At 36.9% G+C, this 14,879-nt stretch carries 14 protein-coding genes; 13 read left to right on the top strand and 1 reads right to left on the bottom strand.

Going from position 1 to position 14,879, the window contains the following annotated elements:
• Positions 1-257 precede the first annotated feature (257 nt).
• The 13 genes from AC4BHP_RS06710 to AC4BHP_RS06650 all read left to right on the top strand — a co-directional run bounded on the left by AC4BHP_RS06710 (position 258) and on the right by AC4BHP_RS06650 (position 14,299).
• A complete protein-coding gene (locus tag AC4BHP_RS06710; protein ID WP_490551767.1) occupies positions 258-1,178 on the top strand; it encodes an ABC transporter ATP-binding protein in 921 nt (306 codons plus the stop codon).
• The gene (locus AC4BHP_RS06705) at positions 1,171-2,025 is read left to right on the top strand and encodes an ABC transporter permease (RefSeq protein ID WP_066099955.1); all 855 of its coding nucleotides are present in this window, start codon (positions 1,171-1,173) and stop codon (positions 2,023-2,025) included. The genes AC4BHP_RS06710 and AC4BHP_RS06705 overlap by 8 nt, the downstream gene beginning before the upstream one ends.
• Before the next feature lie 361 nt (positions 2,026-2,386).
• The gene (locus AC4BHP_RS06700; protein ID WP_139891162.1) at positions 2,387-3,778 is read left to right on the top strand and encodes an FAD-binding oxidoreductase; all 1,392 of its coding nucleotides are present in this window, start codon (positions 2,387-2,389) and stop codon (positions 3,776-3,778) included.
• A 112-nt stretch (positions 3,779-3,890) separates the two neighbouring features.
• Positions 3,891-4,451, top strand: a complete 561-nt coding sequence (locus AC4BHP_RS06695; protein WP_066099951.1) for a thioredoxin family protein — start codon at positions 3,891-3,893, stop codon at positions 4,449-4,451.
• A gap of 356 nt (positions 4,452-4,807) precedes the next feature.
• On the top strand, positions 4,808-5,356 hold the full coding sequence (locus AC4BHP_RS06690) for a nucleoside/nucleotide kinase family protein (RefSeq protein ID WP_490551766.1): 549 nt from the start codon (positions 4,808-4,810) through the stop codon (positions 5,354-5,356).
• Between the two features lie 22 nt (positions 5,357-5,378).
• Positions 5,379-5,675, top strand: coding sequence for a DUF2087 domain-containing protein (locus AC4BHP_RS06685; protein ID WP_490551765.1), 297 nt, complete (start codon positions 5,379-5,381; stop codon positions 5,673-5,675).
• Between the two features lie 415 nt (positions 5,676-6,090).
• Positions 6,091-6,735: a hypothetical protein gene (locus AC4BHP_RS06680; protein ID WP_139891159.1), complete on the top strand. Its 645-nt coding sequence runs from the start codon at positions 6,091-6,093 to the stop codon at positions 6,733-6,735.
• A gap of 415 nt (positions 6,736-7,150) precedes the next feature.
• On the top strand, positions 7,151-7,867 hold the full coding sequence (gene pxpB, locus AC4BHP_RS06675) for a 5-oxoprolinase subunit PxpB (RefSeq protein ID WP_140461327.1): 717 nt from the start codon (positions 7,151-7,153) through the stop codon (positions 7,865-7,867).
• On the top strand, positions 7,861-8,838 hold the full coding sequence (locus AC4BHP_RS06670) for a 5-oxoprolinase subunit C family protein (RefSeq protein WP_490551764.1): 978 nt from the start codon (positions 7,861-7,863) through the stop codon (positions 8,836-8,838). The genes pxpB and AC4BHP_RS06670 overlap by 7 nt, the downstream gene beginning before the upstream one ends.
• Positions 8,831-9,610: a LamB/YcsF family protein gene (locus AC4BHP_RS06665; protein ID WP_066099931.1), complete on the top strand. Its 780-nt coding sequence runs from the start codon at positions 8,831-8,833 to the stop codon at positions 9,608-9,610. The genes AC4BHP_RS06670 and AC4BHP_RS06665 overlap by 8 nt, the downstream gene beginning before the upstream one ends.
• A gap of 77 nt (positions 9,611-9,687) precedes the next feature.
• Positions 9,688-10,878 carry an NRAMP family divalent metal transporter gene (locus AC4BHP_RS06660; protein ID WP_066099928.1) on the top strand — a complete coding sequence of 397 codons (1,191 nt, stop codon included), beginning with the start codon at positions 9,688-9,690 and terminating at the stop codon, positions 10,876-10,878.
• Between the two features lie 754 nt (positions 10,879-11,632).
• Entirely contained in the window at positions 11,633-12,487 is an 855-nt protein-coding gene (locus AC4BHP_RS06655; protein ID WP_066099925.1) for a malate synthase, read from the top strand.
• A gap of 531 nt (positions 12,488-13,018) precedes the next feature.
• Entirely contained in the window at positions 13,019-14,299 is a 1,281-nt protein-coding gene (locus AC4BHP_RS06650) for an ADP-ribosylglycohydrolase family protein (protein ID WP_066099922.1), read from the top strand.
• 113 nt (positions 14,300-14,412) lie between these two features.
• On the opposite strand, the gene AC4BHP_RS06645 is transcribed toward AC4BHP_RS06650, so the two are convergent.
• Positions 14,413-14,670 carry a hypothetical protein gene (locus tag AC4BHP_RS06645; protein ID WP_139891156.1) on the bottom strand — a complete coding sequence of 86 codons (258 nt, stop codon included), beginning with the start codon at positions 14,668-14,670 and terminating at the stop codon, positions 14,413-14,415.
• Between the last annotated feature and the right edge of the window lie 209 nt (positions 14,671-14,879).

Genomic DNA, 14,879 nt, shown 5'->3' with positions numbered 1-14,879 from the left:
CGGTTTATTTAATACAGGTACGGCTTTTTGCATCCATATTGTCGTGTAAATATCTCGAAGTTCTCCCTCAATCTGTAAATCCAGTCTATATATGTTTTAATCAGGATAGAATGTTCATTTCATCGCATATATTTCATCGCCAAATTGCTTCTATCCGAGCTATAATATAATTAAATATTACAAATTGACCCCATTTTTAAAACTCTCCAGCGAAAGAACATTCTAATCTGCCTATTTATATGAATTGAGGTGTTTATATGAAAAAAATCATTGAGGTACGCCGCCTCACCAAAACCTATGGTGACATTACTGCGGTGAATGATATTGATTTTTATGTAGAGCAAGGAAAGCTGTTTGCCTTCCTCGGTCCTAATGGCGCGGGCAAAAGCACGACAATTGATATGTTATGCACGCTCTTGAAGCCAGATAAAGGAGAAATCATCATCAATGGCTTTCAGATTGCTAAAAATGATTCAAAAATCCGTGAATCAATCGGGGTAGTCTTCCAGGAAAGTCTGCTCGACCCTCTCCTGACTGTACGGGAAAATCTCCTAACAAGAGCCAAATTCTATCAGATTCCAAAATCGGAGCTCAAATCCAGAGTGGAACAAGCAGCGATTGCAGCTGATGTCATGGACTTTATTGATCGCCCATACGGAAAATTATCAGGAGGACAAAGGCGCCGCGCTGATATAGCAAGAGCTCTTGTGAACACACCGAAGGTTCTTTTCCTGGATGAGCCGACTACCGGTCTTGACCCCCAAACAAGAAGAAGTGTTTGGGAGACGATTACGAACCTGCAAAGAGATCAGGGACTGACTGTATTCTTGACGACACATTATATGGAGGAAGCCGCCTCTGCCGACTATATCATGATTATTGATGATGGAGAGATTGTGGCAAAGGGAACTCCTTATGAACTGCGAAATACATATAGCTCAGATATGCTGAAAATTGAACCGATTGACTATGCTGCTCTCGATGAGCTTTTTCAAGCCAATGGAATCAGTTACAAAAACGAGCATCAACTGATGATCATTAAAATAGCGAATACAAAAGAGGCCCTCTCGATTCTAAAATTGGCAGAGCCCTTGATTGCAAATTTTGAAGTGATGCATGGGACAATGGATGACGTGTTCATCGAAATCACAGGAAAGGAAATACGTGCTGATGTTTAATTTAGCAAAGCGTAATCTAAAACTATTTTTTCGGGATAAAAGTGCGGTCTTCTTCTCCTTATTGGCCGTCTTCATTATCATTGGCTTATATGTCCTCTTTCTTGGAGATACCATTGCAGGGGACATGACCGAAATTAAGGAAGCTCGATACTTAATGGACAGTTGGATTATGGGCGGTCTTCTTGCCGTTACCTCTGTCACGACGACAATGGGCGCTTTTGGCACAATGGTAGAGGATCGGGCAAATGGCAATGCAAAAGATTTCTATGCTTCGCCATTAAAAAGGTATCAAATCGCTGGTGGTTATGTAATCAGTTCATTTATGGTCGGCCTCATCATGTGTATGGTCACTTTTGTCTTAGCGGAGATATATATTGTCGCAAACGGTGGGGAGCTTTTGCCACTCATAGGTATGTTAAAAATCATTGTGTTGATGTTCCTATCGGTTCTAGCCTCAAGCGCAATGGTGTTTTTCTTAGTTAGCTTTTTTTCAAGTGTTAATGCATTTGCAACTGGCAGTACGATTATCGGGACATTAATCGGGTTTCTTACCGGCATTTACATACCAATTGGCAATCTTCCTGATGCTGTACAAATGATTGTGAAGATCTTTCCGGTCACCCATGCAGGCGTCTTATTTCGTCAGGTATTTATGGAAGAGCCCTTAAAAATATCATTCGACGGTGCACCAAGTGCTGCAGTCGATGGTTTTAAAGAAGAACTGGGTGTTGTGCTGACATATGGTGACTTTACTGCCCAAGGCAGCACGCATATTCTTGTCCTGGTAGGAGTCACCATTTTATTTTTCGCTCTTGCCGTATGGAATGTATCACGAAAGAAATCTTAGCAGGGGACATAGTTTCCTGCTTTTTTCATGCACTAATATAGTTATCTTTTTCCTGAATCAATTTCATGTTAATCCAGCTAAATTGCCCTTCACCGCATCCTCAACCAGTATTTTTTAATAATGACTCTTATTCGATTATTATATCGAAGCTGTATGATCCTTTCTTATTCCCTAAAGCTTTAATTAGAATCAATATTAGGGAATGTGAATTGCAAATATTTTCCTAATATTTGATATAATGGTAGAGGTTGGAGAGAATTGAAAGTAAGAGGAATTACTATAAAGGTATATTTTTATAATTCAAACAGCAAAAATACCATTAACAAATACCGCGGAAAAATGATAATAAGGGGCGAATAAATTGATCAAAACCACTGAAGAATTGTTAATTGCTCTGCGAAGTGTTATTCAAGAAAGCCGAGTAACGACCAATCATACTATTTTAGAACAACACAGCATAGATGAATCGTATCATCGTGCTAGTCTGCCTGATATAGTAGTGTTTCCGACAAACACAGAAGAAGTGAGGGAGATAATTACTATAGCGGATCAATATAAAGTGCCGATTGTGCCATTTGGAAGGGGAACAAGCTTGGAAGGGCATGTTATTCCTTATGACCATGGAATCATGATTGACTTTTCTCTTATGGATAAAATAGTAGAGGTTAGGGAGAAGGACTTTCTTGTGAAAGTTCAACCAGGGGTGACGCGTTCTCAGTTGAATAAAGAGCTGAAAAAATACGGATTGTTTTTCTCCGTAGATCCGGGAGCAGATGCAACACTTGGTGGGATGGCAGCTACAAATGCCAGTGGAACAACATCTGTTAAATATGGAATTATGCGTGACCAAGTTCGGGATTTAGAGGTTGTTCTCGCAGATGGCACAGTGATTCATACAGGAAATTTAGCAGAAAAATCTTCTTCTGGCTATCATTTAAATGGTGTATTTGTTGGTTCGGAAGGGACACTTGGATGTTTTACTGAATTGACATTAAGAGTGTACGGTATTCCTGAAAATATTATGGCAGCGCGAGCATCCTTTAAAACAGTTAGTGATGCTGTTGAAGCAGTCTTGAATATTTTACAAGCGGGAATTCCAATTGCAAGAGTTGAGCTCGTAGATGAACCTTCTATGAAACAAGTAAACCTTCATAATAAGACGGCCTATCTGGAACAGCCAACCTTATTTTTAGAATTTGAGGGGAATGAGGCGGGCTTAAAGCAAGATGTTGAATTTATGAAAGAGATTGTGGAAGCTCACAATTGTGAACGTATTGAATTCGAGACCGATAATGCTGCTCGAAATCAGCTATGGGAAGCTCGCCATAATCTAGCTTACTCCTATATTCACGGACACCCAGGAAAAAAACTCATGATAACCGATGTTTGTTTGCCCCTTTCCGAGTTAGCAGGTGCTATTGCTCATGCAAGAGAAACACTTGATTTGTTAATGCTTACAGGCGGTGTTGTTGGGCACGTCGGTGATGGCAATTTTCATGTTCTGTTAATGATTGATATGAATGATTTTGATGAACTGAAAAGAGCTGATCAATATAATGAAATGATTGTCATGTATGCACTTGAACGAGGAGGAACTTGTACAGGAGAACATGGTGTCGGCATTGGGAAACAGAAATACCAAGAGAAAGAACACGGAGAAGCACTGCTGGTGATGGAAAAGATTAAACGGGTACTAGATCCAGATAATCTTCTAAACCCAAATAAAATTTTTAAAATAAAGAAAGAGAAATAAATAGATTGGTAGAATTTGTTGGTAGAATTTGTTTTAACCTTGATAGCTCTCTTAAGATAGAGACATATATTGGTGGATGAGTTTTTATAATGATAACAGGAGGGTTTTAGGGGTGGAATTACAACAATGGTTTGAAAAAGGTTTAACAACGGAACAGTATATCGATGGTATGAAAACAAATAAAGAAAATCTCCTAAAGGTATATGAATCGTTCCATCTATCAGGGGAGAGTAAAGAGGCGCTTTTAACTATACCGCCCACTGGGATTAAGGTTATTGTGTTGACAGAAGATTGGTGCGGGGATGCAATGGTAAATATCCCGATTTTACTGCGTATTGCAGAGGCAACAAATATCGACGTTCGTTTTATCCTGCGTGACAGCAATTTAGAGTTAATGGATCAGTATTTAACCAATGGAACGGCTCGATCGATCCCGATTTTTATTTTCATAGATGAGGATGGAAATGAATTAACCGTCTGGGGACCACGCGCTGCTAAAATTCAACAAAGCTTTGAGGAATTGAAATCACAGTTACCAAGCGCAGATGCCCCTGATTTTAAAGAAAAACAACTTGAGATGTTCAAAGAATTTGTAAATAAATTTACGGTGGATTATGATACTTGGCATGTTATTGCAGATAGCATTATTAGTAAGTTAAAAGAAATTAAGTAGCGAGTGATTCATCTAAAAGTATTAGAAGAGGATATATCACCGAGAAAAGCTTAGGCGACATACAAGGACGGGCTTCAATGATTCAATAGAATGGAATCCAGCCATAAAATTTTGACAATCATTTAACTTCAGGCTTCGGTAATTAGGAACTTAAAATCTAGATAATTGAATGTGTAGAGAAAATATTTTTGGAAAGGACAGAAGGAGCAGGCTTCCCAACAAGAAGAAACCTGCTTTTATATATGGGCCATTAAAAAATGTGAAAGGATTGCAAAGTCAATAAAAGACGGTGGAACTGCAAAGTTAGTCAAGTACTCAAAGGAATAGAATGCTGGTTATATGAAAGGATTTTTGAATTGGAGAAATATAAAAAAAGAAAGTGTCCGTTTGTTATTTCAATTGCTGCTGTTTCAGGTGGAGGAAAAACGACCATCACCTCTTACCTGAAAAATAATTTGCAAAATAGTGGAACTCTATCCTTTGATGATTATGATTTTAATGGTCCCAATGACATGATTAATTGGATTGATAATGGAGGTAATCCAGATGATTGGGATTTATCACCGCTTCTTACAGATATAAAAAAGTTAGTTAATGAACCGCTGGATTACATAATAGTAGATTTTCCATTCGCTAATTTACATAGTCAAATGAAGGAAATTATTGATTTTGCAGTATTTATTGATACTCCAATGGATATTGCCATGGCACGAAGATTAACTCGAGATTTTAGAAATGGTGCCGTTGAGGAGATTATGATGGATTTAAATTACTACATTGGTTGGGGAAGAAGGGGATATCTTCATATGTTGAATACGATCAAACCAATTTCTGACCTCATTGTAGATGGAACATTACCTGAATATGAGATTGTAAATATTATTACTAAAAAAATAGAAACATAGTTGATTTTAGGGGGTAAACATGGTGAATATACGCTATGTAACAACAGAAGAGGAAAAGCAAAAGGTCTTGTCAGCCTATTTTAAAGAAGGTTTGAGTGGTCAATTAGATACTTTTCCGAGTAAGGAGAAAAGAAAGCTGATCATTTTACAAAATATAAGTGAACGTTTTGAACTGGGGAGAGTATATTCAGAAATAGAAATTAACGAAGTATTGAAAACAATTTACGGTGATTTTGCAACAATTAGAAGAGAGCTTATCGTGTATGGATTTATGAATCGCAGCACGGATTGTTCGGAATATTGGATAAAAGAAGATTAAATGGATAAAATTTATATTGAGCAAGCCAAGCAAAAATGTTAGGGGATAATAGGATATTTAAATTATGTTGAATGATGAACTATTTAGTCTCACCCTTTGGAGACCGGTATTCTATCAAACTATAGCGAAAGTCCACGGCTGTCAAATTGACGGTCTTCTTTTATGCTGTTAAAGAGCAGTTTAGTTGAAAACAAATAGTGGATTGATAAACTGGAATAAGTGTATATTTATACCATGAGTGTAATAATGATACTAATTTGATTAGTAGGTTTTGTAATCATAATACAAGTATACTGCATGAAATAAAAGTTTATTTACATAATATGATTATTATACGGCAATCATTTCTTTTGACCGACGAAAAAGGGTATCGGATAACTAATTATATAAATTATACAACTAAGGGTGAGGTAGCATGAAAAACTTATTAAAAAAGATAACCCGATTTTTCAAAACAGATAAAGAGTTATTTATTGAAGAATTGAACGATTACCGCCAAATGTTAGATGATGCTATAAAAATTTTAGAGGAGAACATTCAAATTTTAAAGTTAGCATTAGCAAAGCATATAGAAATCGGTCATTACTTGGATATGAAACAATCGAACAAGCTTATTCGAATTGAAAGTATAAATAAGTTAGTCACACAGTATGTGGATCATAAGAAAGATACAGCTGCCAGGGAAATGATTCGAGAAAAAGTTAAGGAACAGCAGAAATTACAATGTCTGAATGAAATAATAGATATGCATAATCAAAGAATCCAAGAATATCAATATAGGCTAAATAAAGCCCTTTGTGTTTTAGATAATGATAAAAGCAATCGAGAAGCTTTTATTATCAAACAGAAAATAGCATTACAGGAATTGGTGATTTCTGAAAAGTTAGACAGAGGGAACTGCAAGAAGCATATTGAACGGATTAAAAGGGAAATTATCGATAAAGAGTCCTATAAAGAACTTAATCCAAAAGAGGATACAGTAAATGAAGTGTTAATAGATAGCGAGATTGAGAAGGAACTTTCCATCTTTAAACTGAATTACTCTTCAAGTAATGTGTAAATCCTTTAAAATCAAAAGCTTATGTTGAGCTTTTATGAGGTTAGTTTTGGTCGGGCTAATCGAATAAAGGTTTATGATGCCATTAACGTATGAATATTAAGATTGAAGACAGGGAGATTATTTCTCTGTCTTTTTTACTTTTTCATTTAGGACTTCGCTTTCTTGCTGTTAAGAATGATCATTGCCATACTATCTTGTTCGATATTATCTTGGTTCAGTTTATCAACAGAAGAATTGAATTGAAGTAAGGATAATTACAACGATAACGAATGGAGTAAATTATAAATGGTGATAATTTAAATATTTTAATAATTCAAACACTTAAAGTATAATAATGGAATATCTGGAGATTTTTATTATTCCTACAAAACATTACATATTTCTCTTGAATGGGATGGAAGGTGAGGGATGGTAGTTGAATTATTCGTTACATCCACTTGGAGACCGAGCAATTTTAATTGAATTTGGCAAAGAGATAGATGAAGAGACCTATAACTCTGTCCGAAAGATAAGCAACATATTGGAAAGTGAGCAACCTGAGTGGCTGATTGAGGTGGTTCCCGCGTATACAACACTTACCTTATTTTATTCTCCTGAATATGTTTATCGAGCATTTCAGGAAAGTCGGCTACCATATGAAGTAATCACTAGTGAATTAAAAAGATTGCTAGACCGTCTTCAACCATCAATTAAAAACGAACAAAGAAGAGTGGAAATTCCAATTTGCTATGGCGGAGAATACGGGCCGGATCTAGTATATGTGGCTAAATATAATTATTTAACTGAACAGGAAGTTATTGAGATTCATTCAAGTGGTGATTATCTTATATACATGCTTGGTTTTGCACCTGGATTCCCCTATATTGGAGGAATGTCTAAGGAAATTTCAGCACCAAGAAGAAAATCGCCAAGACAAAATATACCCCCGGGAACGGTAGGAATTGCTGGTGAACAAACAGGAATTTATCCAATTGAAACACCAGGAGGTTGGCAGTTGATTGGGAGAACTCCTCTGAAATTATTTAATCCAACTGATTCGTCACCCACTTTATTGCAAGCTGGGGACCGGGTTCAATTTAAACCAATTAGCCCTGAAGAGTATGTCAGTCTGGAGGGGGAACGGCAATGTTAATAATTGAAAAATCGGGTTTGTTAACCTCCATTCAGGATTTAGGAAGGTATGGATTTAAAAAATATGGGATTATCACAGGCGGAGCAATGGATCCGTTATCTCATAGAATGGCAAATCTGTTGGTCCAGAATCATGAAAATGAACCGACGATTGAAATGACCCTCTATGGTCCAACTATACGATTTTTAGAGAATACGATAGTTTCTTTGTGCGGAGGAAACTTATCCCCTTCTTTAAATGGCAGGCCAATGCAAATGGCAAGTCCTATTCACATTCAAAAAGGGGATGTTCTGACATTCGGCCAGCCTAAGACAGGATGCCGTGCCTATTTAGCAATACGCGGGGGCATAAAGATTCAAAAAGTGATGGGGAGCTATTCCACTTATTTACGTGCACAAATAGGGGGATTCAAAGGGAGACCTTTGCAAAAGGGCGATCACTTAGGGGCTGGTCCTTTAAAACTTGAGAGGGATGTAATTAGCACGAAGTGGTTTGCTTCGAACTTGTTGCATATAGAGCCAGAAGGCCGTAAAAAGGTAAGGGTTTTAAAGGGCAGGCATTTTGAAGAATTTACAAAAAGGAGTATAGATGCCTTTTCTAAGCAATCTTATAAAATTTCTCCTCAATCAGATAGAATGGGTTATCGTCTTGATGGAGTCTCGCTTGAACTTTTTAAGCAGAAAGAGATTATTTCAGAAGCCGTCACTTTTGGGACGATACAGGTTCCTGCAAATGGGAAACCAATTATATTGATGGCTGATAGTCAGACGATCGGCGGCTATCCAAAAATAGCAGAAGTTATTTCGGTTGATTTGCCAGTTGTTGCCCAGGCAAAACCAGGTGATTCTTTGCAATTTGAATTCGTCACATTGGATGAGGCGCAGCAGCTTTATATTAATCAAGAAAAACAACTGAAAATTTTAAAAAGGGGAATTGGGATGAAATTTAATAAGGGGAAACAATATGTATAAGATTGACATTAATTGCGATATGGGAGAAAGCTTTGGGCAGTATCGATTGGGGCGAGATGAAGAGATACTAAATTATGTATCTTCAGCTAATATAGCCTGTGGTTTTCATGCAGGCGATCCATCGACAATGAAGAAAACAGTACGGTTAGCGCTTTCGAAGGGAGTTGGAATAGGAGCACATCCGGGTTTTCAGGATTTAATAGGTTTTGGGCGCAGGGAAATGAGGGTTAGTCCTGAGGAAGCCTATGATCTGGTAATCTATCAAATCGGTGCATTATATGCGTTTACAAAGGCAGAGGGAGGCAAGCTACAGCACGTAAAACCGCACGGAGCTTTATTTAATATGGCGGCAAAGGATGTTGCTCTGTCCGAAGCCATTTCGGAAGCGGTATATGATGTCGATCCTGAATTGATTTTATTTGGATTATCCGGTGGAGAATTGGTGAAGGCGGCCAAACGTATTGGTTTACGTGCTGCCAGTGAGGTTTTTTCAGACCGCACTTATCAGGCGGATGGAACATTAACCTCCAGAACGGAAGCCAATGCATTGATTAAAGATCCAACAAAAGCCATTCATCAAGTTGTTCGTATGGTGAAAGAGCAGAGGGTTACTTCCGTTCAGGATGAGGTGATAACGATAAAAGCAGATACAGTCTGTATTCATGGAGATGGAGAAAACGCGTTGGAATTTGCAAAGCAAATCTCAGAAACATTAAAAAGAGAAGATATCGAAATTCAAAAAATAGATCGTTTCATAAATGAATTGATATAAAAAATCTCTTTGGAAGACATTTGAATACAGCTGGTTGTTATTCTAACTAATGAGCCAAAGCTGGATGGGGGAGTCGTATGAAAAAGAAAGAATCGCATTTGAGTATTTTAGTAGGGGCTGCCTTTTTAATGGCCACATCAGCGATCGGCCCAGGATTTTTAACACAAACGTCTGTATTTACTGAACAGCTATTGGCGAGTATGGGCTTTGTTATTTTGATATCCATTATTATAGATATTGGGGCACAGGTGAATATTTGGAGAATTATAGCTGTATCAGAAAAGAGGGCGCAGGATATAGCGAATGAATTACTACCGGGATTAGGTTATTTTTTAGCTACTTTAATTGTATTAGGGGGATTAGCATTTAATATTGGGAATATTGCGGGGGCAGGACTCGGTATCAATGTAATCACTGGGGTCGATGCAAAATGGGGTGCGCTTTTAAGTGGATTAGTTGCGGTAGGAATATTCTTAGTTCGTGAGGCTGGTAAAGTAATGGATCGGTTTGTACAAATTATGGGCTTTATTATGATTTTTCTTACTGTTTATGTAATGTTCACAGCTAATCCTCCCTATGCCAAAGCTCTTGTACATACAGTGTGGCCTGATGAGATTAATCTGCTGGCGATTGTCACATTGGTTGGAGGAACAGTCGGTGGTTATATAACTTTTGCGGGTGGGCACAGATTAATTGATGCCGGGTTGACTGGAAAACAAAATTTACCTCAAGTTACTAAGAGTGCGGTTAGTGCCATTGGCATTGCATCCATCATGCGAATATTTTTGTTTTTAGCAGTATTGGGAGTGGTTTCACAGGGCTTTGTTTTGGATGCCGGTAATCCGGCAGCCTCTGTCTTTAAGCAAGCTGCAGGGAATGTAGGATATAAAATGTTTGGGGTCATAATGTGGGCTGCTGCCATTACTTCAGTTATAGGTGCAGCATATACATCGGTTTCCTTTATCAAAACCTTTAGTAGTTTTGTTGATCGTTATCAAAAATGGTTTGTCATTGCTTTTATCGTTATTTCAACGGCAGTGTTCGCGACAATTGGCCAGCCTGTACAGATTCTCGTGCTGGTGGGGGCATTAAATGGTTTGATTCTTCCTGTGGCTCTTGGTGTTATGCTAATAGCAGCCTATAAGAAGAAAATAGTAGGAGACTATAAACAGCCTTTATGGCTTACTGTTTTTGGTGTAGTTATCGTTATTGGTATGGCGATAATGGGAGGTTATTCACTCATTAATGGTTTGTCACAATTGTTTTAGTAAATAATCTTTGATTAATGAGTCTCAATATCATTTAATCCATTGAGAAGTTATAACATCTAGATTTTAATCAAAACCCTAATTTCGTTCATATAATCTTTGTGAAAATCAGGGTCTTTTTATGTAATGTTCCGCATATATGGTTCGTGGCACGGATTCATTCATCGGTTAATTTTCCAGGAAAGGAATCAACTTATTGTATATTATATTCACCCCTGTTTATCACCGGTAATCAGCGGTGATTTAAGCGGATTTCCTTAGAGTTTTGCGCCTTTTTATACACCTTAAATTTATGGTTATTATACGTAAGTGCGTGGAATAAAATTTCATTTTACATCAACACAAAATGTTTTGTCAATAATTAATTTGTAAAAATATCAAAAAAATGGTATAATAGTTTTACAGTTGTTTTTTATCGTATTTCAAATTCCGCTGGACTTTTCTTTACAGATAGAATTTGCATACGTTTTTTTTTATATACTTTTATAAAACGAAGGAAAATTCAGATGTTTTTTAAGCTTTAAAGTAAGTTAGTTGAATAAAATTTTCAATAAACTATTTATCCCGTTCAAACTGGTGCTAAGACTCCGCCTTCAAACATAAGCAGAAGCAATCACGGTTAAGGCGGAGATAAGCGTCGGTAAGAACCCGATTGGTTCAACGAATGCTCGGGAGGGGATGAAAGAAAACCTTCACCGAGCAAAGTTTCACTTTATTAGTAAACGAGTTTTTATATACAAGGAGGACTTTAATAATGAATCTAATCAATAAGAAAGTTACACACAAACGTTTTGGAACGGGTAGTATAGTTGGGCATAATGAGTCTAAAATTGAAATAAATTTCGAATCGGAAAATAAAATGTTTGTTTACCCTGATGTTTTTGGAGAGCATCTAAAACTACATGATAAAAGTGATGCTAAGTCACTCGAAGAAATTATACAAAAAAAGGAAGACGAACTAAAAGAGGAAGAATGGAAAAAGGAAGAAGAAAAAAAACTACAACGAAAAAAACAGGAACTTCGCGTAGAACACGAAAAACTTATGAAGCATCATAAGCTACATCCTGAATCACAAATGGTTTTTTGGTGTGACACAGAAGAACAGAATAGTTCTCTTTCAGAGTGGAAGGTTTTTTCGGGTGTAATAAAAAGCGGTAAAAACAAAGGAAATCCGAACAAGCCAGTCCGTTTACATCAAAATAGCGCTGTCCTGTTAACTGCAGTCGATTCCAATATGTCTGAAAAAGACAGACGTATCTTAGGTGTCTATATGGTGCATGAAAATTTTGTCGGAAAGATGTGTGAAGATGGAATTATTCCTGCTCATTCAAAATACAGAATCCAACTTACAGAAGAGGAATCAGATCAGTTGGCTTTCTGGGAATATTATGTAAATGAGAAAAATCCAGAAAAAATGACATGGAATACAGGTAAATACCGTTATTTCGATAATTTATGGATGGCTCAAATTTTACTTGCTATCATTTCGTTGAAAAGTGACCCGAATGAACGAGAACTTGCACAGCAATTCTTTAATCATTTTTGTAAAATGAATCAGATCATGGAACAAGATATACCAAAGCCTAATGGCGCTATAATGCGTACTTAGACGCTAGTCTAAAGATTAGTTGAAGACGAATAAAAAATAGCGAGCATATGTCATTAAAACCAACAGGATCATGTGTACACACATATAGTATACTCTAGGTTGAGTGAATGACACAGATTGAAACAGTTTTAATTCGAATGAAAGTACCCTAATCTCTGAGCAGAGATTAGGGTTTTTTATATGCCGTGTGAAAAAGTAAAATTAAAAATCTGATTTTTGATTTATAGGTATATGAACCACTTGATGTTATATTAAAATATTGGTGGAGACGTATATATAATTAATTTTATACTGTGAGTGGTTACTGAAGTGTAGATATATTTAAAAATTTGAATAGCTCTTTTGCAAACTATATTTGTTTTCGTGAACAATGAAACCTCAGTAAGAGAAGCTGGAACATTAGAAATTTGATTTTTTATTACCAAGGTAATGCTAATGACTTAAAGGTTGTTACAGTTGTCTGTCTAAACTTTCCTTTCGTTTTTTAAGCCTTGAAATAGTGAGTTGAGTAATGAGAGAGAGGGATTATTTATGATTGGTGCGATTATAGGTGATGTTGTTGGATCTCGTTTTGAATTTAATAATCATCGTAGCAAGGAATTTGAGTTGTTTACCGAAGAGTGCCGAGTAACGGACGACAGCATTATGACTCTTGCGATTGCTAAAGCTTTTATGGAGACAGAAGGGTCTATTCACTCTTCTATCACTGCAAGGGATTATGACGGTGAGTACGAGACACTGCTTGAGAGTATGTCGATTACATTTATGCAAGAATTGGGGCGTAAATATCCGAATTGTGGGTTTGGTGGGATGTTTGCGAAATGGGTCTTCAGTGATAATCCCGAACCTTATAACAGTTTTGGAAACGGGGCAGCGATGCGAATAAGTCCTGTAGGTTTTTTAGCCAGAACCGAGAATGAAGCAAAGGATTTATCTAAGATTGTTACCAGAACAACCCATAATCATGAAGAGGGAATAAAGGGTGCTGAGGCTACCGCTCTAGCCATATTTATGGCGAGACGTGGATTTACCAAAAGTGAAATTAAAAATAGGATTAATGGTTATTACTATCATTTAGATTTCTCAATTGATCAAATCCGAGACACATACGTGTTTAATGAGATATGCCAAGAGACCGTTCCGCAAGCGATTGTTGCTTTTTTAGAATCAACGTCCTTTGAAGATGCAATTCGTAATGCCATTTCGATTGGTGGAGATAGTGATACTCTGGCAGCCATTACCGGCGCTATAGCGGAAGCGTATTACGGAGTACCTGAAACCCTGAAGGAAAAGGTATTAACCTATTTGGATGATGAACTGCAGTCTATTTACGATGACTGGTGTCTTTATAAGAACGAACATCACTCTGGTAAGTTCACAGTACTAACAAAATATATACCTAAAATTTGTGATACGGATTCCTTTGGTGAATGGTTTATAGATCGAGAGTATAATGAAACACTAGGGCAATCCATCCAAATGCCATATGTCATGTATAAAAAGCTTATAAATTTATTTGTTAAGGAATTCTATCACTTTTCCGAATCCCATCCGGAATACAATTTGACCAGTTACAGTGATATTTTGGAGAGGAATGGTCTTAAATGGAATCAGGAAGCAATGCGTAATGCGGATGAGGATTCTCTCGATGCCCAATGTATCCTTGCACTCATTATGGGTGCCACTCGAGCGGAGCGATTCAGTGAGGGGGCTCTGCTAAGCTTTTTTGAGAATGGATGCATGGTGAAGTGGCTAAAAAGGTTGAAAACGATTGATGAGAATAATTCTACTGGTATTAATGGAATTTGTTAAACTGGTGAGTATCCGGAAAGAAGAATGTTAAGTACCAATATTGTGTAATTAATAAAGGATTATATCCAGAGTATTTTAAATAATCATCTGGGCGTAATCCTCACGTATATGTATCAATACATAACAATCGCATACTTTTTTTCTTCTTCCTCTTCATCAAAGATAAAGGCAAAGTTAAGTGTCACATCCACTCCATCTTCTGTTAACCAATTAAAGGGAAAAGTGGCAGGTTGAGCACTAGTTGTTAATCCATGCTTTAAAATTACCTTTCTTTCGAATGTGCTGAATGCTTCTTCAAGTCCGTGCTCCTGAAAATCGTATTCTGTTATTAAATAATTTTTTAATAAGGGCCAGCTGTAAAATTCAATCACGATAGAAACTCCTTTATTTGTATAGAATCAGGTTTATTATAAGTGTTGCTTGATGGATAAACAAATTCAAGTGCTTGATTACAACATATACATAAGTTTGAACCATTATTCTAAGAGCACAATGGCAGTAAAGCCTTTGTGTTTTTATTCGTTATAAAAATTAATATACGATATTTGATACCGTAGCTGTTAATTCACTTTTTCTCTTT

The sequence above is a fragment of the Pradoshia sp. Z4_20 genome, assembly GCF_058216035.1.
Note: the sequence above shows the minus strand (reverse complement) of the source record. Positions and strands in the feature narration are given on the sequence as shown.